Genomic DNA, 21,361 nt, shown 5'->3' with positions numbered 1-21,361 from the left:
GGGCAGGGCAGCGGCTACGCCGGCGAGCTCAGCGTCGTCCGCGACGGACGAGGGCGGCGGCTGCGAGCGCGATCGCAGCACCTGCGGCCGGCACGGCGGCCTTGGTGAGCGTGCCGGGCGCATCCCGCAGCCGCTCGGCGGCAGCGTCGCGCACCCGCCGTAGGCGAGTCCATCCCGCCTCTGCCTCGGCGGAGGCATCGGCTGCGTCGTGGCCGCCTACCGCGTCGCCGGCCGTGCGGAGTGCGTCGGACACCTCGCCGTACTTCGCGCGCCGGTCCTCCTCGCGGCGCTGACGCTCCGCCGGATCCGGATGCCACATCGCCTTCGGGCTGGGGTGGTACGTCGGCACGACAACAAGCCCGCGCTCCCGCACCAGTCGCGGCTCCTGCGTAACCAAGCGATCCCAGCTGTCCTGGGCGGTGTTGCCCTGAAGGAGCACGACACGCAGGTTGGGCATCAGCGCGATCAGCCGCAGCAGCGGAGGGATGCCCAGGAGGAGTTGCTCCGAGGTCGGCGTCGCGTCGATGTACCAGGGATAGGCATTCCACGGTGTGATGTCCCGCGGTGAGACACCGACCTTCGCGAACAGCTCAGCCTGACGCTTCGCGGACTCGTCGTCGTTCTCGATGCAGAGAAAGCCCGACCCGCCCTTGCGACGCGTCTTCTTTCCGGGATCGCTCAGCACCGAGAGGACCCGCGCCTCGGTACCGCCGTGCCACGGCGCGATGTACGGCACCCAGCCGCGGCCGGGCTCCGCCCGCAGCTCGTCCACGAACTCGTTCACCGCCCGCACGTGCGGGGCGTACGTCTCGCGTTCCTGCTGCCGCCGGAAGCGCGGATCGCGCATCCGCTTGTGCGCGTCCCGGCCCATCAGCCGCGCGCCGGACGCAGCAGCACGGCCTGCCAGACCGCGAACGCACTGACCTCGACCGCGACCGCCAGGAGCAGCAGCGACAGCGCGTCGAGCGGCCGGGTGAGCGCGAGCGCGGCCAGCCCCGCCGCTGCGACGACGTTCGCCACCAGCACGAACCGCACCGGGCCGCGCAGCCTGCGTCGGGAGGCAAGAACGAGCAGCACTCCCGCCCAGCCGAACGTCAGTACCGCCGCTGCGAACGGCACCCCGGCCGGGACGCCGAGCGCACCACCAACCGGCCCCGCGAACAGGCCCAGAATCAGCGCGGCGAGCGCGCAGTACGCGGCATCGGTGCGCAGGCAAGCTCCCATATGGCCACTCTACGAGTCGCGTTCCCGCGCGGCGGGCCGAGTATCACGCACCATGAATCCATGGCCGACTACACCGTCCAGATCGAAACCTCTGACTATGACTACGACTGGCGGGTCGTTAGCCGGTGGGCCCACGTGACCGACGACCGTACTCCCGCCGACCTGGGCGAATGGGTCGTGCAGACGAATTGGATCGCTGACGGCGCCGACTGGCGGGTACGGATCTGGCCGGGCCACGACGCGGATCCCGAGAGCAAGCCGGTTTACGACGCCGGATGGAATGACTACGAACCCTGACGTCGTGCGCTTCCGAGCGCCGTACCGTCGAAGCATGCCGGACCCAATCTTCGACCATCCCCGGCTGGTCGCCGTCTACGACGCCCTGGAAGGTGACCGTCCCGACCTCGACGTCTACGAGGGCCTCGTAGACGAATTGGGGGCTGAACGAATCCTGGACATCGGCTGCGGCACCGGCATTCTCGCGGTCCGGCTGGCCGCCGCCGGGAAGATCGTCACCGGCGTCGACCCGGCTCCCGGCTCGATCGACCACGCTCGGAACCGGCCCGGGGGGCAGCATGTCAACTGGATCCGCGGCGAGGTCCGGGACGTGGTCGTCGGGGACTTCGACCTCGCGACGATGACCGGCAACGTGGCTCAGGCAATCGTCGACCGCAACAAGTGGGACAAGACCCTGGCGGGCACGCGTCGGCTGTTGCGACCAGGTGGGCACCTGGTGTTCGAGACCCGCGTCCCCGAGCAGCGCGCCTGGGAGCTGTGGACCCGCGAGCTGACCGAACGCACCGTCGACGTCGACGGAATCGGCCCGGTACGGACCTGGACCGAGGTGGTCGACCTCGCGGAACCGCTGGTCACCTTTCGCGCCTCCTGGGTTTTCCCCGACGGCGCCGTTCTGTCCTCCCACTCGACCTTGCGGTTCCGGTCCCGCCGCGAGATCGAAGCGTCGCTGCGGACACACGGCTACGAGCTGCTCGAGGTTCGAGACGCTCCTGACCGGCCGGGTTTGGAGTGGGTGTTCCTCGCCAGGCGCGCGCCGAGCCGGTGAGCGTTCCATCCGAAGCACACACTCCAGAACGTGCCGCCGCCGGCGGCGGGCCTTCTACGCTGACCGTGGTATCCGAACGCTGCGACGCACCGTTCCCGCGAACCGGAGGATTTGTCATGCCGGATGAGCAGGTCCAACCCGACGCTGATCCCCAGGGGGTGGTCGTCGCGTTCCTCGCGGCGCTGGAGCGACTCGACCTGGATGCCGCGCTCCTTCTCGTCTCGGACGACATCGTCTACCAGAACGTGCCGCTACGACCCGCACGCGGACGCGCCGCCGTCGAACGGACGCTGCGGCAAATGTTGCGGTACTGCACCGGGTTCGAAGCCCGGATGCACAACATCGCGGCGAACGGACCGATCGTGCTCACCGAACGAACCGACGTTCTGCGCATCGGATCGTGGGAGGCCGCGTTCTGGGTGTGCGGAACGTTCGAGGTGCGCGCGGGCCGCGTGGTGCTCTGGCGGGACTACTTCGACTGGACGACGTTCATGGCCGCCGGCGTCCGTGGCGCCGGTAAGGCGCTGCTGGCCCGGCTCGCCCGAACCGCACGAGGGCCTGCTGGCGCGCCCCATCCTCGGCGGGGGTAGTGCTGAACGTCCGCTCATCGGCAGCGCGTGCCCGGCGTCCGAGGCTCAGACCGCGTGCACCAGCTCGGCCGCGGACGCCGTCTCGGTACGGTTCCGGCCTCCGTCCTTCGCCCGGTAGAGCGCCCGGTCGGCGCCTTCGAGCAGGGCCTCCGCGTCGAAGTGCCCGTCGCTCGCGGCGATACCCGCGCTGAACGTCACCTGCAGCGTGACGTCGTCGGCCGCGAACCGGTGCGCGGCCACCCGCTCCCGCAGCGCCTCGACCCGGGTACGGCCCTCCTCCGCGGTGGCGCCCGGAAACACCAGGACGAACTCCTCGCCGCCGTTCCGCGCCACCACGACGCTCGGCGGCTGTCCCTCGGCAAGTTCCCGGGCGACGCCCACGAGCACGTCGTCGCCGACCGCGTGGCCGTACGTGTCGTTGACGCGCTTGAAGTGGTCGATGTCCACCAACGCGAGGCAGACCGGCTCTCCCGCGGCGCCTGCGGAGCGCATGGTCAGCGCGTCGGTGAGATAGCGGCGGTTGTGCAGCCCGGTGAGCGGGTCGCGGACGGCTTGCTCGGCGAGCTCGGCCCGGAGCGCCTCGATGGTGTCGAGCTGGGTACGCAGCCGGACGTTCGCGGTCTCCAGGCTCCGCTGCTGCCGGTTGGCCGTCGTGACGTCGCGGCTGACCATCGCCCAGCCGACGCAGGAGCCCGCAGGGTCGCGAAGAACGATCAGCCGGATTTCGAGATCGATTCCGAGGACGGTGGCGTCTTCGACCAGCCAGGTGGTGTCGTGCTCCGGGTCCGGCTGCACGCCGAGCCCGAAGTCCTCGATCCGGACGTCGTGCCGCCCGGCCAGCCCGGGGCTGAGGTGCGGCAGCAGCCGCCGGGCCGCCCGATTGAAGTCCCGGACGTACCCGGCCCGGTCGACGATGCAGAAGGAGTCGGAGAGCTCGTCGATCACCTGTTCCCGCGCCACCGGCAACAGGTCGAACGAGTGCCGGTCCAGCGCGATCCGCAGCACAACGACCGTGGACGCCATCCCGATCAGCGTCAACTCGACACCGAGCGCGAACACCTCCAGCGCGAGGAGGTTCACGACGATCGGCGGCAGCGCGATCGCGAGCATCCAGCCCAGCTGCCGGTTCTTCTTCTGCGGGGCCGCGGGATCGGCCAGCCCGAAGTGCAGCGTGCTCCAGATCGTCAGGAAGTACAGGAACAGCAGGTGAGCCCAGTAGAGCGGGCCGAGCTGGACGACCCACACGCCGAGCGGGTTCAGCGCGACCTCGCCGAAGAACTGATGGTGCCATCCGTCGGTGGCTGCCAGCGCGGTGGAGACGACCGGCTCGATCGACAGCAGCACGATCCGCCGCCGAGTCGGCCAGGACGGGTTGCCGATCGTCCAGACCAGTACGGCGTACGACGCGATCAGCGCGCCTTGCGGAAGGATGCCGGCGATGGCCAGGACCCGCAGCGTCGTGACGTCGGTGGTCAGCGTCGACGCGCACGCGAGCACCGCCCACAGCCCGATGCCGGCGGCGAGACCGGCAAGGGGCAGTGCGCCTGTACGGCGTGCGTGCACGTGCCACGCCGCCACCACGGTGTGTGCGCCGATAGACGCACACACCCCATAGGCGAGCGTCATCAGCTGCGGCCACATGGTGGTCCTACCCGCTCCCCTCGAGGGCGTCGTGCCCCCCGCATCGGCAGCCGCGCATCCGAACTGAGCGCACCGGCGCTCAATCCGGGTGGCTTCGTCGGCGGTGGGCCGGTGTGACGCGACGTCGATACCGTGGGCTGACGGCACGCCGGCGATCCGCCCGGGCCCGGCTGGGGCGCCGGTTCGGGAGGGGCGGCGCCCAAACAGCCAGCTCGCGGGCGCGCTGTGCGGCTAATCCGGTCGTTCGCTGCCGCCAGCGGACCTCGAGCGCCGGTGGGAGGACGAGCGAACCCCGGAACACGATCGACTCACCGGCGCCACGGACGCCGGAGACGAGCAAGAGCATGGTGAACCCTTCGTCAGCGGTTGGTACGGCTGATCGCCGTCCCACGTCGCCGGCTGCGGGCGCTGCCTCGGAGTAGCCGGCGGTGCTAGCTGAACGGCCAGGGATTCGTGCTCGTCATGCCGGCCACGGTAGGCGATTTTGCGCGCAGCGTCTCGTCCATTTATTGACGTAGGGCACTGCAGTCTGCCTCCGCCCGATCGCTGGCAGGTGCCTGCCAGAATGCAGCGATGGATCTGTTAGGAGGGCTCGGACGTCCGGCTGGTTTGTTCGTGGAACTCCAACGTTCGGTCGGGGTGAGTCCTGAGGAGTTCGCGGCCGAGTGGGGAGCGGATCCGCGCGGACCCGACGTCGGTCAGGCTCGGGTGGAACCGGCGCCGAAAGACCCGTGGCTGGTAGCGCGCACGCTGGTAGTGATCCCGTTGCCGGCGAACGTGATGCCGGCCGTGGTCTACAACGCCGTGAGCCAGGTGGTGCGGCGAGCGGCCGGTGATCGTCCGATCCCCGAAGTGAGGGTCACCGAGTACAACCTGCAGAGCGGACGTCGGGTGATCTTGGTGGGTGGGGCAGCTCGTCCCGAGGCGAACTGATCCGACGAGACAGGCGAGCCGCGTATGCACTGGACGGTCGGGGACACGATCGCAGGGACCTACCGTGTCCTGCGGACACACGACAGCGGTGGCATGGGCCTCGTGTATCAGGTCCGGCACCTGCAGTGGGACGTTGATCTCGCGGTCAAGAGCCCGCGGACCGAGATGTTCCGATCCGCCGCCGACCGGGAGCGGTTCACCGTCGAGGCGCAGACCTGGGTGTCGCTCGGCCTGCACCCGCACGTCTGCGCGTGTCACTACGTGCGGGTGCTGGACGATGTCCCCCTGGTGTTCGCGGAGTACCTCGCCGGCGGGAGCCTCCGCGAGTGGATCGACGATCGGCGGCTGTACGACGGCACCACCGAGGACGTTCTGGCTCGGATCGTGGACATCGCGGTCCAGGTTGCCTGGGGCTTGGGGCACGCGCACGAGCACGGTCTGGTGCACCAGGACGTCAAACCGGCCAACGTGCTGCTGGACGCGGACGCCACTGCGAAGGTGACCGATTTCGGGATCGCGAAGGCGCGGGCGAGCGTGTCCGGGCACCGGCCGGCAGCGGCCGACCCGGGGGTCAGCGTCCTGGTTTCGCGTGGCGGGCTGACACCGGCCTACGCCTCCCCGGAGCAGATTGCTCGTGGACGGCTGAGCCGGCGCACCGACGTCTGGAGTCTGGCCGTATCGGTCCTGGAGCTGTTCACCGGCGGGATCTCCTGGTCCACGGGTGCGGCTGCGCCGCACGCCCTCGAGGACTATTGGCACAACGGTCCGCCGGAACCGCATCTGCCGCCCATGCCCGCGCCCCTGCACGACCTGCTGAACCGGTGCTTGCGCACCGATCCGGCCGGACGGCCGCGCACGATGACGGCGGTCGCCGAGGAACTCGTCGAGATCTACGAGCAGTGCTTCGGCCGACGCTACCCGCGGGCGGCGCCGCGGCCGGCGGAACTGCGTGCCGACGAACTCACCAACCGCGCGCTGTCGCTGCTCGACCTCGGCCGCCCGGAAGAGGCCGATCGTGCGTTGGCCGAGGCGTTGCGCATCGACCCCCGCCATCCGCAGGCCGTGTACAACGACGGCCTGCTGCGCTGGCGGCGCGCCGAGATCTCCGACACCGAGGTCGTCGCGCGACTCGAGGAAGCGCGCGTGGCCGGTGCTGGCACGGTTGTCGACGATCTGCTGGCCCAGGTCCAGCGCGAACGCGGTGATCCCGGCGCTGCCGGTGACGGTACGCGCGACGGTGACGGCAGCTTCGAGCCGTCGTCCTCGGCCACCGTCCTCCGGCCCGGTGCCGGCGGTGACTGCGTCGTCGGAATCATGCCCGTACCGGGGGCCGGCTACGACGGTGAGCATGCGGTCGTGGTCTGGGACGCCGTGCGCAGTACGACACGGTGTGAGCTGCGCGGGCACCTTTCGCGGGTGCTCGCCGCGGACGTGACCGCTGACGGCCGGCTCGTGGTTTCGGGCGGCGGACGGCTCGTGGAACGGTCTGCCTTCAAGTTCGACGGCGAGCATTGCGACGTCCGCGTCTGGGACGTCGTCCGAGGAACATGCCGGTACGTCCTGACCGGGCATTCCCGGCCGGTGTCCGCGGTGCGCGTCAGTGTCGACGGCCGCGTCGCGGTGACCGGCTCCGAGGATCGGACCGTCCGGGTGTGGGACCTCACCACTGGCGCCGCCGGACCCGTGCTCACGGGTCACGTCGAGGCCATCCAAGACGTGGCCGTCAGCGCCGACGGCCGTCTCGCGGTGTCCGGCAGTGGCCATTTCGGGGTGTCCGGCAGCGGCGGCACCGTCCGCCTCTGGGACCTGGCGTCCGGCCGGTCGCTGCGAGTGCATGATCACGCGCACATGGTGATGGTCGTTGCGCTGAGCGCGGACGGTCGCCGGGTCGCGTTCGGCGACCGAGAGGGCTGGCTGTACGTCGGAGATGTGAGCACCGGCTCGTACCGCCAGATCCGCGCGGACCCCAGCAAGGTGCTCACCCTGGCTCTCAACCGGGACGGCAGCCTGGCCGTCACCGGTGGCACCGACGGTTACCTCCGGATCTGGTCCACTTCCACCGGACGGTGCTTGCGAACGTGCGTCAGCCAGCACGGCCTCAAGCGGCCGTGGACTGATCCCGCCGACACGAGCGCCACCTTCACCGCCGACGGCCGGTCGGTGTTCTCAGCCGGCCGGAAGTCCCTGCGGCTCTGGGGGCTGCCGACCGGGAACACCGCGCCGCTCGTGCCGTGCCGCCCGCGCTCACAGCCCGAGCTCGCCCAGTCCGAGCTGCGGGTCCGCGTGCAGCTGGCCGACGCCGACCGAGCCCTGGACGAGCAGCGGTACCCGGACGCGCTCACCGTGCTCCGCGGTGCCCGGACTACCCCCGGTCACGAACGGTCCCGCCCTGTGCTCGACGCGTGGCGACGCGTTGCCGACCGGTCGGTCCGGGTCGGCCTGCGCTCGGTGTGGGAGGCAACGCCGTTGACCGGCCACGCGGGGAGGGTCAACGCGATCGCGGTCAGCGAGGAGCCGGACCGCGCGTTCTCCGCAGGTGCGGACGGCACGGTACGCCTGTGGGACCTCGACACCGGGCAGTGCCTGCAGAGCGTGTCTGGGCACGGCGAGGCCCATGAGGTCGCGGTCAGCCGGGACGGACGACGGGTCCTCTTCATCCGGGACGCTGCGCTGTACCTGTGGACCGACACGACCGTGGGGAAAGTGGCCGACGACGTCCTCGGGCCGATCCAAGCCGACGAACGGATCGGTGGCCCACTCGCGGTCAGCGCCGACGGCCGATACGCGATCACCAACAGCCCGCAAACGCGCCTCATCGTGTGGGACGTGACGGACGGCAGCCGCCGGGTCACCCTCCCCGAGCAGCAGTTCGAGTCGCTGTCACTGGTGCTCAGCCCTGACGCGCGCTTCGCCGTCGACCACGCTCTCGGCTCAGGGGTCCGCCTGTGGGACCTGGACCACGGCCGGCAGTTAGGCATGCTGTGGCCCGAGCACGACTACCACCCGGCCGCCCTCGGCCCCGACGGCCGACTGTTGCTGCTCGACGGATGGCGCCTTCACGTCGTGAACCCGTTCAGCGGGGTTGCCGCCACGGTGATGGACGGAAGCCCCTCCGCGGCGCGGTATGCCCAGTTCAGCCCGGACGCGCGCTTCGTCGTATCGGCCGGCGACGACCACACAGTACGGATCTGGGATCTGGCGACGGGCACCTGCCTGCGGACACTGCAGGCGAGCGCTCGGCTCAGCTCGGTGCAGTTCAGCGCCGACGCCAGGTTCGTGCTGGCCGGCACCGACGACGGCGCGATCCTGGTCTGGGAACTCGACTGGGAACTCCATGCACCCGACGCCGCGGACTGGCACGAGGACGCCAGTCCTCTACTGAGCAGCTTCCTCGACCAGTGCACCGGCGACCCCTCGACCTGGCGACCGCAGGACGTCGACGCCCTGCTCGGCCGACTGCGCCGGGCAGGGCTGGGATGGGTGCGGCCGGCGGGCGTCCGGGCGCAGTTGCTCCGCATGGCCGAGGCGTGGTCGGGTCCATCGGCGCTGCGCATGCTGCCGGTGGTGGATCCGGACGCCGACAGCAGCGACCCGCCGACCGCGCGGCACGCCCGGACCGAGGCCGAAGCACGACGCGACGTCGAGCTCAGCCCCTGTCCCCGATGTGGATCCGTCCCGCAGACGGCGGGCGAGTCCACCGAGCACACCGCTCCATCGAGACGGCGCTGGGTTCGAATTCCCGGGCACTGTCCAGCCTGCGCGGCCCGGTACGAACACTGGTTTGACGTCTCTGGTTGATATTTGGTCGGATTCTTACGGTGACGGCGCTCTCGGACATCGATCGGAGTCCGGATGTGATTGCACGAACCTGGCACGGCTGGGCACCCCACGCCACCGCCGGCGACTACGAGCGGCACTACGAGACCGCGGTCAGCGAGCACCTTCGCGATGTCCCCGGGTTCTGCGGAGCACGGCTACTCCGCCGGACCGATGGGGCCGACGTCGAGTTCACCTCGATCGTCTACTTCGCCGACATGGCGTCCGTTCACGCGTTCGCAGGCGACGACCCCAGTCGTGCGGTCGTCGAGCCGGCGGCTCGCCGAGCGCTGACACGCTGGGATGAGCGAGTGGATCACCATGAGGTCGCCGTCATGCTCGACTGACCGGCGCGTCGGAAGCACCGGGATAGCCCCGCGCGCGGCGGCTGTGGGTTCGCTCCGGCGGCCCTCACTGAGGGAGGCGACTTGATCATCATCGCGGGAGCGCTGTACCTCGACGCGTCCGATCGTGACCGGTACTTGGCCGGCGTATTCGACGTGGCGCGACTGGCACGCCAGGCGGTGGGCTGCCTGGATTTTGTGCAAAGTCCGGATCCGCTCGATCCCACCCGGATCAACGTGTACGAGCGGTGGGAATCCGACGACGACCTGCACCGGTTTCGTTCCAGCGGCGGGCCCGTGCCGGAGGCGCCACCGCTGCGGTCAGCCGATGTGCACAAGTACCGGATCGCCAGCGTCGAGCAGCCGTGACCTGGCTGCGCAGAGTCCACTCGACTCGCGGCGGGCGTTCTGCCGGCAGCGCCTATCGTCGAGCGACGCCGCGCTCGTGACGTGCTGGCAGCGCTCGTCGACTGCCTCGCGCGACCCATAGGGGCGGGAGCGGGGCCTCGTTGCCCGCACTTGAGCCAAACGCACCGCCTAAGCCGGTGAACAGCAACGACGCTCTACGGTAGGCCGGTGGATCAGCCGATCAACGTGACCTGGACCCAGCGCGCTTACCTGTCCTTCAGCCGCCAGGGCGACCACGGCGACCCGCCCTACACGCCGAGCCAGCTCGACGAGATGGCCTTCGACCCCGACCAGATCACCGAGCTGGTCGGGCTGATGCCCACCCGCAGCTGGCGACGCGGCGACCCATCGCCCCACCGGAATGGCGCGGCCACCCGGAACTTCGCCAACTGGAGCTACGAACTCCCACCGCAGGACACCCCCTACAGCGAGCCCGTGCTGGTCGCGCTCCTGGACGCCGTCGCGCCCGTCGCCGACGGAATCCGCAATGCCTGCCAGACGCTCGGCCTTCAAGTCCACATGACGCTGGTCATCGAGGCCCACGGCTACCGCGACGAGGGCGAATCCATCGTGTCCAGCGCCGCGATCAGCTACTCCACGCGCACGATCCAGCGGCTCGCCGAACTCGGCGCCAGCCTCGACCACGATCAGTACTACGACATCAGCTAACCGCAGCGTTCCGCGGCGACTTCGTGTTGTGATGAGGGCGGCGCAATCCAGGATGTCCGTCGAGGATGGCCGTCGAGCTGCTATTTGTCACCCGCGATCTTCGGCGATGACGATGCATCGTCACGCTACCGGCACGTGTCAGGTCCGCCACGGTAGTCACGCTCCACTCGCACGTGCGCCTCGATGCATTCCCAGGTGCGTGTAAGCCGGTATTCGACCTGCGTAGCGACGAAATCCCAGTCGGCCAGACCGAACTCCGCGAGGTAGCTCAGATATTGAGCCTTTGCCAACCTTGTGAGGGGGCTGGCCAGCGGTTGTGCGCGTGGCGTGCGGCCCGGGAGTGGATGTGCCAGCGCTGCGGCCGTCGTGGACAGCTTGGTGGGGGCGGTGGTAAAGGTGGTGCCCACCGTCCTGGGCGGACGGATCGATCGCGTCGCCTTCGCGGTTGGAGTGTCCGACACTCCTACGTCCGACCTGTTCCCTAGAGTCCGGCGGGTGAGTGAGAACGAAGCGTTGGATCGGACCCGTCGAGACTACGACGAGGTCGCCGAGTTGTACGACGACATGGTGCGACAGGGTGACCAAGTCATCGATGCGCTGTCAGCAGGGATGATCAACGCCTTCGCCGACCTCGTCCGCGCCGGTGGGTCGGTGGGTGCTGTGGTCGATGCGGGTTGCGGTCCCGGACAGTGGACCGATCACCTGGATCGAGCCGGTATCCGGGCTTACGGGATCGATCTGTCACCGGCCATGGTCGCGATCGCCCGCCGGTATCGTCCCGACCTGCGCTACGAGGTCGGTTCTATGCTCCATCTCGACGCAGGGGACGAGTCGATCGCGGGCATCCTGGCGCACTTCTCGTTGATCCACACGCCGCCGGACCTGCTTCCGCGTGTCCTGTCCGAGTTCGCCCGAGTGGTAGAGCCGGGCGGACCCCTGCTGATCGGTGTGCAGATCACCGACACCGCAGACACCAACGGTTGGGTCCCGTACGACCACAGAGCCTCACCGGCGTATCTGTGGACCCTCGACGCGCTCGCCGACCGACTGCGCGAGCACGACTTCGCCGAGCTCGGACGCCTGCGAATCGTTGCTCCGGCGCCAGGCAAGCCGCCCGCCGGATACCTGCTGGCGCGCCATGACGCCAGAAGTAACGAGTGAATTTGCCGACCTGGGCGGGCAGTCAGCGGTGTGCAGCGTGGCGTGACGTCGAATGGGTGAATCTCCTGGTAGACGGGCGATTGCCTAGATCAACACGTCCCACCAGGAGCTTCAACGTGCTGTCCTACCCGTCCGGGATGACCGTGTCCAGGCGCGCCCTCGGCGTGCTCTCCGATGCGCTGCGAGCGCAGCGCAACCAGCGCCGAACCCGGTGGCGGAAGCTCTCGCCCGGCCGGCAGGCGCTGCTCGTGGTCGCGCACGTGCGTAAGGGCGAGACCTACGCCGACCTGGCCTGCGGCTTCCGAATGGGACCTCGACGGTGTACCGGTACATCCGTGAGGCGCTCGAACTGCTCGCCGCGATGGCTCCCAACCTGGCCCAGGCGATCGAGGTCGCCCGCCGCAAGGCGTTCGTGATCCTCGACGGCACCCTGCTGCGCATCGACCGGGTAGGCATGACATCGGGCTATGACCAGGCCTTCTACTCCGGCAAGCACAAGGCCCACGGGCTGAACGTGCAGGTCGTCGCCGACCCGATCGGCCGGCTGGTGTGGATCTCGCCGCCGCTGCCCGGCGCGAGACATGACATGGGCGCTGCCCGTGAGCACGGGATCATCGACGCGCTGGCCACCCACGAGATCCCCGCGTCGGCCGACACCGCCTATCAGGGCGCCGGGCCGACGGTCGCGGTTCCGCAGCGGCGCCGTCGGAAGGATCTGGGCACCGGCCGCTACCGGCGCCTGTCCCGGAACCAGAAGGACGTCAACACCGCCCACGCCCGCCGCCGTGGACCCGGCGAGCGGGCCAACGCCGAGCTGAAGAACTGGCGGATCCTGCGGAAGATCCGCTCCAGCCCGAACACCGCCCACCGGCTCATCGCCGCAGTTCAGACCCTCATGATCGCCAGCGCATAATCAGGTTGGCAATGGCTCATTGATCAACTGATTCGCGTCCACTTTAGCTGCTCCGCACTGCGACTTTGGCGATGGCCGTCGCATCTGGCGTTCTGGGGAAGGGCACGGCGATGCGCCTACGAGGTTACATAAGGCGTTAGATGGGCTGTTGAATCACCGTTGGCGAATGACGGTGGGTCCGCCCGCGATTTCGACGCCGGCCAGGCTCGCCACAAGCGGATAGGCCCAAGGCTTGGTTTCCACCTCAGTCCGAATGGCCGGAGATCGGTCCCAAAGATCCTTGCAGTACTTCTCCCAGGCGCTTACTGGCCGCGCCCCGGGTACGGCGTACAACGCATGCAGACCAACGTGAAGTATGTCCGCGTACATTGCTGCGACCATCTGGACCTTGCCAGGATCCGCAACATCTAAGGTATTCGGCGACCCGTGTACTCGTTCGGGCGCGAAGTGAGGGATCAAAGTCGGATCCTCGACCAGATAGTGTTGGACACGGTGGAGGCCCTCTAGGGTGCTGTACAGGGTGGCGACGCCATCCATCGTGCCCTGATAGGCGACCTGCTTGGCGAGTGCTCGGGATTGCCAACCAGCAAAGAGTAGTGACCCGATAATCCCAATGGCTCCAATAGATGACAAAAGTGTCGCCATAGTTGCTCCCGGCTGGAGAGTCCTTGAGTCAATCGTCGCATTGGTCGGCAAGTCGCCGAGCGGCATGTATTTCAAGAACGCGCAAAATAGCGCTAACTGAAAGCGCTCAGTATGCGACTGCGCCCAGTCGTCCCGCCCGGTCGAAAGGCCGGACCGGGGTCAGCGAACGCGCTCAACTCGGCACGTCGCGTGTTCGCGTTATGTCCCGGAGGCCCTGTAGGCGGCGAGGATCTAGTCGGGGTGCCGGTCGAGGTTCTTGCGGGCGCGGTCATGGCGCATCGTGGTACGCGGGACGGCGTGGCGGCGATCTGGGTTGCGAAGGCCGACGCCGGCGTCGAGCGTCGTGGTGACGAAAGTGCGTCTCAGCATGTGTGCGGGTGAATTCGCGGCATCCGGATGCCGGCGAGATGCTTGAGTCGGCGTGCCGGTCCAGAACTACGCTCCGGCGGCGTGAGTCATCCCAGTGGCGCCGACCGACCGCGTACACGAGGAGATCGAGTGCTGCGACGGGTCTGCGCTGCTCGCCTTGCGGCGGACGCGTCAGAGAACGAGGACGTCGAGCGGTACTCCGCGGTAGATGTCCGCGTCGGTGGTCATGATGAGCAGCCCAGTGGTGATGGCCTGGACTGCCGCATGCAACGCTGGCCAACCTAAACCGGGGAAAGTATGGCGGACGGCATCCCATTGTGGAGTTCGCTCCACGCCGAGGATCAGCAGCGCTCCGGCAGGAGCATCGGTGACCAGAGCGGCCAGATGCCCAGCCACCGCGGGGCGCTGAGTAGCGGTCCTGCCAGGCATAGTGCCGGCACGATCAGCGGCGGACCACCGTCAACGGCAGCGTGTAACAGGCGGGAGGTCTCGCGTCGTTGGTGTTCGCTGCCGGTAGCGGCCAGGCCTGCGCTCAACGTCAGATGGTCGAGGACGTAGCCGTTCACGCTGCGCTAGAGCGCTCTTCGGCGAGGGCCTCGGCGGCAACCTGGATCATGACCGCATCCGGGTCACGGGAGTCTGACGGGTCTTTTAGCTCGTCGGCAACCTCTCGCAGACGCGCGGCGACACCGGCCGGCGCCGGATACGAACCGGTCGCCTGCCCAACCCAGGCCAACGCGGCGGCCTGGGCGCTGAGCACCTCTACCGCCCTGGTCGCGGCCGCATCAGGCTGCCCACAGATCGCGTCGATCAACGAGTGCGCGTGCTCAACCGCCATGCCCAATCATAGTGATGCCCCGCTCCGATCACGCTGCGACACTCGAACATCTGTCCACCGACGCTTTGTCCCGCCAGAGTCCAGCGAATCCGGCGTCTGCTTGCGACGATCCGAGGTGGGCCTGGAACAGCTCTCTTCGGCGCTACAAACCCTTCTCCTCGGTTCTCGTCGGCTCGGGGTGGCTCGGCACCTGGACCGGGCCGCGGGCCACCTTCCCCACGAGGAGGTAGATCGCGACGCTGATCAGGGCCAGGGATCCGAGCGTCAGGAACATGACCCGGCCGCCGTAGGTGGCCAGGAGCAGGCTGCCGAAATAGGGGCCGGTGAAGCCGCCGAGCTGAGAGAGCGTCTGCGCGCCGAAGTAGCCGCCGCGCAAGTCGGCGGGGGCGATCCGGTCGAGCAGAGCGAACTCCGACGGGACGATCAGTACCTCGCCGACGGTCAACACAACCATCGCGGCGACGTAGTGCCACAGGTCGGCCGCCAGGGCGAATCCCGCCATGCCGGCGAATGTCAGCACGCCGCCGGCGGACAGGGCGTGGATCGGGTCGAGGCGGGCGACGTATCGGGCCAGGGCGGCCTGCAGACCGATGACGACGACCGCGTTGGTCGTCATCACCACCGCGAGCAGTTGGGCGCCGTTCTCTGCCACGCCCACGAAGTGCTGGGCGAGCAGCACGGAGATCTTGTTGTGGACGGTTTCGAGCAGCAGGGCAGCGATCAGGAGCCAGAGCAGCCGCCGGTCGGTGACCAGCGCCAGGGCGGTTCGGCGCAGCGCGGCGCGCCAGCTCGGCCGCCCCGGCGTTCCGGGCGCCCGGGTGGCGGGCTCCCGGATGGCGGGCTCTCGGATGTCGGGCTCTCGGATGTCGGGCGTCCGGGTGTCGGGCGTCGCTGGTGCCGACCGTGGGGGAGCGGCGACCACGATCAGCACAGGCAGGTACAGCGCGCACACCCCGGCCGCGACGATGAAGGACACGCGGCCCGCAGTTAACCCGAGCCCCGCGCCCACGAGCGGTCCGACGGCGTAACCCGCGTTGATGGCGAGGTACTGATAGGAGAACCACCGGCCTCGGTCGGTCGGCGCGACCAGGTCGCCGAGCAGCACCTTGGCCGCCGGGCTGTAGGTGCCCGACGCGGTCATGAGCGTCGCCGCGCAGAGGGACGCGGTCACGACGTCGTTGCTGAGGAACAGGCCGGCGAACGAGCCGATGACGACGATCAGCGCCGCGACCATGACCGGACGCCGCCCCAGCGCGTCCGAGAGCGCGCCGCCGAGAAAGCTCCCGGCGATCGCGAGGAGCACCGCGCATCCCAGGAGCAGTCCCACCGCGGAGATGGAGACGTCCAGCTCGGTGCGGAGGTAGATGGCGAGGAACGGAACGGTGATCGACGTCGCGAGGCTCATGACGGCTGAGCCCGCGACGAGGACCCGCGCGCGGCGCAGTGACGATGGGGCGGCGATCATCGCCACTGCAGGGTCGTCAGCACGGTCAGACGCCGGCCCGCGGGCCCGCGTATGCGGCGAGGACGGTTTCGGCGAGGTAGCGCGGTGCGTCCGCCGGGTCGAGGCGATTGCGGACGACGTCGGCTGCTGCCCCCTTCATCAGGTGGAAGAGGACGCCGGCCAGCCACTCGACCGGAAGGTCGTCGCGGAACGCGCCCTCGGCCTGGCCGCGGCGGATGAGGTCGTGCACGCGCAGCTCCGGCTTGGCATGGAGTTCGCGAATCCGCTCGGGCGGCAAGGTGGCCTGCGCGGCCTCGAGGACGGCGCTCGCCTGGGCGATCAATAGCCAGCTCGACTCGATGAGCGCTCGCAGCGCCGCGGGTGGATCGCCGTCGAGGTCCAAGTCTTCGAGGACGGCGTCACCGTCCTCCAGCACTCTGCGGAGCGCCGCCTCGACGAGCGCCTCCCGGGTGGCGAAGTGGCCGTAGAGGGTCATCCGTCCCACGCCGGCTGCCTGGGCGATCTCGTTGACGCTGGCATCCGGCTTGCGCCCGAGGCAGGCCACTGCGGCGCCCAGGATCTTCTCGATGTTCTGCCGGGCGTCAGCCCGACGGGCGGGTGTGACCTCTGCGCGGGCCATGAATCTCCGTAAGTCGAGCAGCGATGTACGAGCTACAGTAGCGCCATTAACTCAAGCATCGATGTACGACTTAGCGTCTGGGAGGCGTAACGCCGTGGCTGACCCCTTCACCTCCACCAGCCCCACCCGCACACCCGATCCGCGACGCTGGCGCATTCTCTGGATGGTCGGCATCGCCCAACTCATGCTGATCCTGGACGTGACCGTGGTCGCGATCGCGCTGCCCCACATCGGCGCTGACCTGGGCCTGGAACGCGAAACCCTGACCTGGGTGGTGAGCGGCTACACGCTCACGTTCGGCGGTCTCCTCCTGCTCGGTGGCCGCGCCGCTGACCTTTTCGGCGCCCGTCGTCTGGTCCTGGCCGGGCTGCTGCTCTTCGCCGCGGCGTCCCTCGTCGCCGGGCTGGCGACCTCCGGCCCGATGCTGCTCGGTGGCCGCGTCGCCCAGGGCCTGGCCGCCGCGCTGCTCTCGCCGGCGGCACTCTCGCTCGTCGTCACGATCTTCGACGGGGAGGAGCGCAACAAGGCGCTCGGGATCTGGTCGGCGCTCGGCGGCGGCGGAGCCGCCCTCGGTGTTCTTCTCGGCGGACTACTCACCGCCGGACCTGGCTGGCCCTGGGTGTTCTACGTCAACGTTCCCGTCGGCCTCGCCCTGCTGCTGGCGCTGCGTCTGCAGCTGCCCGCCGAACCCTCCGCGCCAGAGCGGGGACGCCTGGATGTGCTCGGCGCTGCCCTGGTCACCGCAGCGACCGGCGTCCTGATCTACGCGCTCATCCGGGCCGGCGACCACGGCTGGCTCACCGCGACCACGGCGGCACTCGTGGGCGTCGCCGTCGTGCTCTACGCCGCGTTCGTGGTTCGCCAGCGCACCGCCGCCCACCCGCTGATGGATCTGCGGCTGTTGATCCGGCGGCCGGTCGCGACCGGAACGCTGCTCATTCTCGTGGCGACCGCGCTGATGATCATGGTGTTCTTCCTCGGCACGTTCTACCTGCAGGACTACCGCGGCTACGGGCCCCTGACGACCGGCCTGCTGTTCCTGCCCGTCGCGATCGCCACGATGGTCGGGGCGGACGCGTCGGGCCGTGTCCTCGGGCGGATCGGGCCGCGCGTGCTGGGCGTGGCGGGTCTGCTCGTCGCCGCCGCGGGCATGGCCGTTCCGGCCCTGTGGGAGGGCACCACGGCCCTGGTGGTCGGGGTCGGCGTCGCCGCCGCCGGGACCGGCTCGCTCTTCGTGGTGGCGTCGGCGACCGCGCTCGGGCAGGTCGCGCCGCAGGAAGCCGGGCTCGCCTCCGGCATCGTCAGCACCTTCCACGAGTTCGGCGCGTCCCTCGGCGCGGCCGTCGTGTCCAGTGTGGCGGCAGCCGGCATCGCAGGCACCAGCGCGGCCGGCTTCTCCCGGGGCTTCACGACCGGCGCGATCGTGGCGCTGGCCGCTGCGCTCGTGACGGTCGTCCTTACGCCGGTCCCGGCCCGCACGTAGGCCGGCCCGACGCTGCGGCTTTCTCGGAGTCGGCGCCGCACCCGCACCCGCAACCGGCGCCGGTGGCTGCGGAGCGGCGCCGGTGCAGCCACCACATGCCCAGCGCCGCGGTCGCGAGGACGGCGGCGATCGCGAGCAGGGTCTGCTCGACGATCGCCGCGCCGGCTCCGGTGAGTGCGCCGGCCCCGATGAGTACCGGTAGCGCGCAGCAGGCCGCGCACGCTGCTGCGGCCAGGCCGCCGGTGACGATGCTGTGTCGCGGCGGCGCGTTCTGGATCACCGGTTCCTGGTGCCGAGCTCGGGTGGGCGTGGGCAGCGGCTGACTCATGCCGGGTCTCCGGAGGGGTGCTCGGCGGTGCCGATGGTGAGGAACGGGATCGGGCAGTCGGCGCAGGTGCAGTGGGTGAGGCTGTCGCAGCGGGCGTTGACGACCTCGGTGAGCGAGGTGCGAATGGTGGCGAGGTCGGCGATCTTCTGGTCGATCTCGGCGATCTTGTCGATGGCCCGCTGCCGCAGGTCCGCGGTGGGGTGGCGGCGCCGGCCGGCGTCGAGGAGTTCGGCTACCTCGTCAAGGGTGAACCCGAGGCGCTGCGCGGCCTTGATGACGTGGAGCAGGGCGACGGTGTCGGCGGGGTAAAGGCGGTGGCCGCCGTTGGAGCGGCGCGGTTCGGCCAGCAGCCCGCGCCGCTCGTAGTAGCGCAGGGTCTGGATGTTGACCCCGGCCCGTTCGGCGACCTCACCGGTACGCAGCCCGGCGGTCACGGCGTCGCACCCGCGGAGACGGCGCCCGCGCGCTGAGCCAAGGAAGCGAGCACGTCGGCGTGGGCCGCCGGTACCTCGACGTCCACGAGCACGCCCTCGCCGTCGGTCGCCGGCTGCGGGGTGATGACGAAGGTGAAGAACGAGCAGCACGCCGACTCCCGCGCAGCCAGATCCCGCACCGTCGCCGCTAACCCGGCCGGGCCGGTCAGATGCAGCCGTGCGTGGGTGGCGCTGACCGGCTCGACCCGCCGCAGGGCCGTGGCGAACAGGTCGTCGAACTCGGCTAGCCGCCCGGGGTGTTCGGCCGCGGGCAGTGTGCACGCATCGGGGACATCGAACGACATCGCAGGCTCCTTCGAGCGGCGGGTTCCGGCACCGGCGCGGCGCCGTCCACTCGACGGTAAGCCTGTACCCAGGTACCGAATGCAAGGCTGGTGAGCCGCGAGTTTCACCCACCCGGCGACGGTACAGCGTTTCGTTTATTCAGCCTTCTCTGTACTGTTCTGGTCCATGGAGACGTTGACGCACGGCGCGGTCTTGGCCCGCTTCGGCCACGCGCTGTCCGACCCGACGCGCGCGCGGTTGCTGCTGGCACTCCGGGAGGCTCCCGGTTACCCGGCCGAGCTCGCCGACCTGCTCGGGGTCAGCAGGCAGAAGCTGTCCAACCACCTCGCGTGTCTGCGTGGGTGCGGGCTGGTGGTCGCGGTGCCGGAGGGGCGTCGCTCCCGGTACGAGCTGGCCGATGCCCGCCTGCGGCACGCGCTGGGGGATCTGCTGGGGCTGGTGCTGGCGGTGGATCCGGCCGCGTGCCCCGACTCGGCGGAGAAGGGCTGCTGTTGATGTCGCTGCCCTTGGTGAGTCTGGGACCCTCACCCGTCCGACGGGCCGTGCTCGCGCGGCGGGTCCGGCTGCTGGTGGCTGCGACGATCACCTACAACGTGATCGAGGCGGTCATCGCGATCACCGCGGGCAGCCTCGCTTCCTCCACCGCGTTGATCGGCTTCGGCTTGGACTCGGTGATCGAGGTGTCCTCGGCCGCGGCGGTGGCCTGGCAGTTCGCCGGTCCGGATCCGGAGACGCGGGAGAAGGTGGCGCTGCGGATCATCGCGGTGTCGTTCTTCGGCCTGGCCGCCTACGTCGCCGTGGAGTCGGTGCGCGCGCTGGTCAGCGGGGAGCGGGCGGACCATTCCGCGGTCGGGCTGGTGCTGGCGGCGGTGTCGCTGGCGGTCATGCCCGTGCTCTCCGCAGCGCAACGCCGGGCGGGCCGCGAGTTGGGATCGGCGTCGGCGGTCGCGGACTCCAAGCAGACGCTGCTGTGCACGTACCTCTCCGGCGTGCTGCTGGTCGGGCTGGCGGTGAACTCGGCGTTCGGCTGGTGGTGGGCCGACCCGGTCGCTGCCTTGGTCATCGCCGCAGTCGCGGTCAAGGAAGGCCGGGAGGCCTGGCGCGGCGACGCCTGCTGCGGCCCGGCCGGTGCGCTCAGCGCCGGCAGCGGCACGGCGCAGGCTACGCCGGACGAGGGATGCGCGGACGAGGGATGCGCGGACGAGGGATGCGCGGACGGTTGCTGCGCGCCACCGCGGGCTCGGGCGACCGGGGTTGAACAGGACCTCCACCATGGAGTCGCCGTTCCATCAACGCGAGGTCCACAAACACCTGCACCGCGGAGAGAGCACCGATGACGACGACGTCACATCCGATCTTCGCCCGCCTCTACGAACGCTACAGCGCAGCGGTCGAACGCTCCGGTTACGCCGAGCACCGCCGCGACCTGCTGGCCGGCCTCCACGGACGAGTGATCGAAGTCGGCGCGGGCAACGGCCTGAACTTCGCGCACTACCCCGGCACCGTCACGGAGGTCATCGCCGTCGAACCCGAGCCCCGCCTGCGCGCCACCGCACAAAAAGCCGCCTCCAGCGCCTCGGTACCGATCACGGTTCTCGACGGCAGCGCAGAAGCACTTCCCGCCGACGACAACACGTTCGACGTCGCCGTGGCGTCGCTGGTCCTCTGCACCGTTCCCGACCAGGCCACGGCGTTGTCCGAGATTCACCGCGTGCTGCGGCCCGGCGGCCGGCTGCGGTTCCTCGAGCACGTCGCCGCGCGCCACGGCCGGCGGCTGCTGCGCATCCAGCGCCTCACCGACGCCACCCTCGGACCGCGGCTCATGGGCGGCTGCCACACCAGCCGGGACACCGCTACCGCCATCGCGGCCGCGGGTTTCCGCATCGAGAAGATGGACCGATTCCGTTTCCCGGCCACCGGTCTGGCCACGCCCTACGCGCCGCACATCCGCGGCACGGCCCTCCGTGAGCGGAATCGCTGAGCCCGCCGAGAAGGTCCGGCATGGCATCGCCGATCAACCGTAGTGCACCCGGTCGGGCGGGCGCCCTGGTCGCCCGCCTGTCCGGGGCAGCA

The 21,361-nt window shown here is 69.8% G+C and carries 24 protein-coding genes and 1 pseudogene; 14 read left to right on the top strand and 11 right to left on the bottom strand.

Annotated elements, in window-relative coordinates:
• Nucleotides 1-28 precede the first annotated feature (28 nt).
• The gene (locus BUB75_RS11595; protein ID WP_073255704.1) at nucleotides 29-871 is read right to left on the bottom strand and encodes a uracil-DNA glycosylase; all 843 of its coding nucleotides are present in this window, start codon (nucleotides 869-871) and stop codon (nucleotides 29-31) included.
• Nucleotides 871-1,224: a hypothetical protein gene (locus tag BUB75_RS11590; RefSeq protein WP_073255702.1), complete on the bottom strand. Its 354-nt coding sequence runs from the start codon at nucleotides 1,222-1,224 to the stop codon at nucleotides 871-873. Before BUB75_RS11590 ends, BUB75_RS11595 begins: the two co-directional genes overlap by 1 nt.
• Before the next feature lie 60 nt (nucleotides 1,225-1,284).
• Between BUB75_RS11590 and BUB75_RS11585 the strand changes: the two genes are divergently transcribed.
• From BUB75_RS11585 to BUB75_RS11575, 3 genes are all read left to right on the top strand, one after another.
• Nucleotides 1,285-1,521: a hypothetical protein gene (locus BUB75_RS11585; RefSeq protein ID WP_073255698.1), complete on the top strand. Its 237-nt coding sequence runs from the start codon at nucleotides 1,285-1,287 to the stop codon at nucleotides 1,519-1,521.
• Between the two features lie 34 nt (nucleotides 1,522-1,555).
• The gene (locus tag BUB75_RS11580) at nucleotides 1,556-2,287 is read left to right on the top strand and encodes a class I SAM-dependent methyltransferase (protein WP_073255696.1); all 732 of its coding nucleotides are present in this window, start codon (nucleotides 1,556-1,558) and stop codon (nucleotides 2,285-2,287) included.
• Nucleotides 2,288-2,403: 116 nt separating this feature from the next.
• On the top strand, nucleotides 2,404-2,877 hold the full coding sequence (locus BUB75_RS11575; protein WP_143175154.1) for a limonene-1,2-epoxide hydrolase family protein: 474 nt from the start codon (nucleotides 2,404-2,406) through the stop codon (nucleotides 2,875-2,877).
• A gap of 45 nt (nucleotides 2,878-2,922) precedes the next feature.
• Here the strand turns inward: BUB75_RS11575 and BUB75_RS11570 are convergent, their stop codons facing one another.
• Nucleotides 2,923-4,503 (bottom strand): diguanylate cyclase, encoded by a 1,581-nt coding sequence (locus tag BUB75_RS11570; RefSeq protein ID WP_178379838.1) that lies wholly within the window; start codon nucleotides 4,501-4,503, stop codon nucleotides 2,923-2,925.
• 588 nt (nucleotides 4,504-5,091) lie between these two features.
• On the opposite strand from BUB75_RS11570, the gene BUB75_RS11565 reads away from it, so the two are divergent.
• The 7 genes and pseudogenes from BUB75_RS11565 to BUB75_RS11535 all read left to right on the top strand — a co-directional run bounded on the left by BUB75_RS11565 (nucleotide 5,092) and on the right by BUB75_RS11535 (nucleotide 12,762).
• Complete coding sequence (locus BUB75_RS11565) at nucleotides 5,092-5,451, top strand: hypothetical protein (RefSeq protein WP_143175153.1); 360 nt, start codon at nucleotides 5,092-5,094, stop codon at nucleotides 5,449-5,451.
• Between the two features lie 93 nt (nucleotides 5,452-5,544).
• Nucleotides 5,545-9,249, top strand: a complete 3,705-nt coding sequence (locus BUB75_RS11560) for a WD40 repeat domain-containing serine/threonine protein kinase (RefSeq protein ID WP_178379837.1) — start codon at nucleotides 5,545-5,547, stop codon at nucleotides 9,247-9,249.
• A 56-nt stretch (nucleotides 9,250-9,305) separates the two neighbouring features.
• Complete coding sequence (locus BUB75_RS11555; protein ID WP_073257099.1) at nucleotides 9,306-9,614, top strand: antibiotic biosynthesis monooxygenase family protein; 309 nt, start codon at nucleotides 9,306-9,308, stop codon at nucleotides 9,612-9,614.
• 81 nt (nucleotides 9,615-9,695) lie between these two features.
• On the top strand, nucleotides 9,696-9,980 hold the full coding sequence (locus BUB75_RS11550) for a putative quinol monooxygenase (protein ID WP_073255684.1): 285 nt from the start codon (nucleotides 9,696-9,698) through the stop codon (nucleotides 9,978-9,980).
• Between the two features lie 207 nt (nucleotides 9,981-10,187).
• A complete protein-coding gene (locus tag BUB75_RS11545) occupies nucleotides 10,188-10,688 on the top strand; it encodes a DUF4279 domain-containing protein (RefSeq protein ID WP_073255681.1) in 501 nt (166 codons plus the stop codon).
• A 366-nt stretch (nucleotides 10,689-11,054) separates the two neighbouring features.
• Nucleotides 11,055-11,849, top strand: coding sequence for a class I SAM-dependent methyltransferase (locus tag BUB75_RS11540; RefSeq protein ID WP_178379836.1), 795 nt, complete (start codon nucleotides 11,055-11,057; stop codon nucleotides 11,847-11,849).
• Between the two features lie 116 nt (nucleotides 11,850-11,965).
• Nucleotides 11,966-12,762, top strand: a pseudogene (locus tag BUB75_RS11535) (transposase family protein).
• Nucleotides 12,763-12,915: 153 nt separating this feature from the next.
• Here the strand turns inward: BUB75_RS11535 and BUB75_RS45045 are convergent.
• The 5 genes from BUB75_RS45045 to BUB75_RS11515 all read right to left on the bottom strand — a co-directional run bounded on the left by BUB75_RS45045 (nucleotide 12,916) and on the right by BUB75_RS11515 (nucleotide 16,698).
• A complete protein-coding gene (locus BUB75_RS45045) occupies nucleotides 12,916-13,407 on the bottom strand; it encodes a hypothetical protein (protein ID WP_143175151.1) in 492 nt (163 codons plus the stop codon).
• Nucleotides 13,408-13,638: 231 nt separating this feature from the next.
• Nucleotides 13,639-13,776, bottom strand: a complete 138-nt coding sequence (locus BUB75_RS45040; RefSeq protein WP_178379835.1) for a hypothetical protein — start codon at nucleotides 13,774-13,776, stop codon at nucleotides 13,639-13,641.
• A gap of 562 nt (nucleotides 13,777-14,338) precedes the next feature.
• On the bottom strand, nucleotides 14,339-14,614 hold the full coding sequence (locus tag BUB75_RS11525; protein WP_073255672.1) for a hypothetical protein: 276 nt from the start codon (nucleotides 14,612-14,614) through the stop codon (nucleotides 14,339-14,341).
• Between the two features lie 142 nt (nucleotides 14,615-14,756).
• Nucleotides 14,757-16,079, bottom strand: coding sequence for an MDR family MFS transporter (locus tag BUB75_RS11520; RefSeq protein ID WP_073257096.1), 1,323 nt, complete (start codon nucleotides 16,077-16,079; stop codon nucleotides 14,757-14,759).
• Between the two features lie 25 nt (nucleotides 16,080-16,104).
• Nucleotides 16,105-16,698, bottom strand: coding sequence for a TetR/AcrR family transcriptional regulator (locus BUB75_RS11515; RefSeq protein ID WP_073255669.1), 594 nt, complete (start codon nucleotides 16,696-16,698; stop codon nucleotides 16,105-16,107).
• Between the two features lie 163 nt (nucleotides 16,699-16,861).
• Here BUB75_RS11515 and BUB75_RS11510 point away from each other — a divergent pair, with 163 nt between their 5' ends.
• Nucleotides 16,862-18,181: an MFS transporter gene (locus BUB75_RS11510; RefSeq protein WP_342761132.1), complete on the top strand. Its 1,320-nt coding sequence runs from the start codon at nucleotides 16,862-16,864 to the stop codon at nucleotides 18,179-18,181.
• Here the strand turns inward: BUB75_RS11510 and BUB75_RS11505 are convergent.
• The 3 genes from BUB75_RS11505 to BUB75_RS11495 are packed head-to-tail and all read right to left on the bottom strand — an operon-like array spanning nucleotide 18,156 to nucleotide 19,287.
• Complete coding sequence (locus BUB75_RS11505) at nucleotides 18,156-18,509, bottom strand: hypothetical protein (RefSeq protein WP_073255663.1); 354 nt, start codon at nucleotides 18,507-18,509, stop codon at nucleotides 18,156-18,158. The two genes, BUB75_RS11510 and BUB75_RS11505, sit on opposite strands and share 26 nt — an antisense overlap.
• On the bottom strand, nucleotides 18,506-18,943 hold the full coding sequence (locus tag BUB75_RS11500; RefSeq protein ID WP_073255660.1) for a MerR family transcriptional regulator: 438 nt from the start codon (nucleotides 18,941-18,943) through the stop codon (nucleotides 18,506-18,508). Before BUB75_RS11500 ends, BUB75_RS11505 begins: the two co-directional genes overlap by 4 nt.
• A complete protein-coding gene (locus BUB75_RS11495; RefSeq protein ID WP_073255655.1) occupies nucleotides 18,940-19,287 on the bottom strand; it encodes a hypothetical protein in 348 nt (115 codons plus the stop codon). The genes BUB75_RS11500 and BUB75_RS11495 overlap by 4 nt, the downstream gene beginning before the upstream one ends.
• Before the next feature lie 166 nt (nucleotides 19,288-19,453).
• Here BUB75_RS11495 and BUB75_RS11490 point away from each other — a divergent pair, with 166 nt between their 5' ends.
• The 3 genes from BUB75_RS11490 to BUB75_RS11480 are packed head-to-tail and all read left to right on the top strand — an operon-like array spanning nucleotide 19,454 to nucleotide 21,269.
• On the top strand, nucleotides 19,454-19,783 hold the full coding sequence (locus tag BUB75_RS11490) for an ArsR/SmtB family transcription factor (RefSeq protein ID WP_073255652.1): 330 nt from the start codon (nucleotides 19,454-19,456) through the stop codon (nucleotides 19,781-19,783).
• Nucleotides 19,783-20,625 carry a cation efflux transmembrane domain-containing protein gene (locus tag BUB75_RS11485; protein ID WP_084740858.1) on the top strand — a complete coding sequence of 281 codons (843 nt, stop codon included), beginning with the start codon at nucleotides 19,783-19,785 and terminating at the stop codon, nucleotides 20,623-20,625. The genes BUB75_RS11490 and BUB75_RS11485 overlap by 1 nt, the downstream gene beginning before the upstream one ends.
• Nucleotides 20,622-21,269, top strand: coding sequence for a class I SAM-dependent methyltransferase (locus BUB75_RS11480; RefSeq protein ID WP_073255649.1), 648 nt, complete (start codon nucleotides 20,622-20,624; stop codon nucleotides 21,267-21,269). Before BUB75_RS11485 ends, BUB75_RS11480 begins: the two co-directional genes overlap by 4 nt.
• The last annotated feature ends 92 nt before the right edge of the window (nucleotides 21,270-21,361 follow it).

Origin of the sequence: Cryptosporangium aurantiacum (assembly GCF_900143005.1) — a bacterium.
Lineage (GTDB): Bacteria > Actinomycetota > Actinomycetes > Mycobacteriales > Cryptosporangiaceae > Cryptosporangium > Cryptosporangium aurantiacum.
This window is presented reverse-complemented; position numbering and strand designations above follow the sequence as displayed.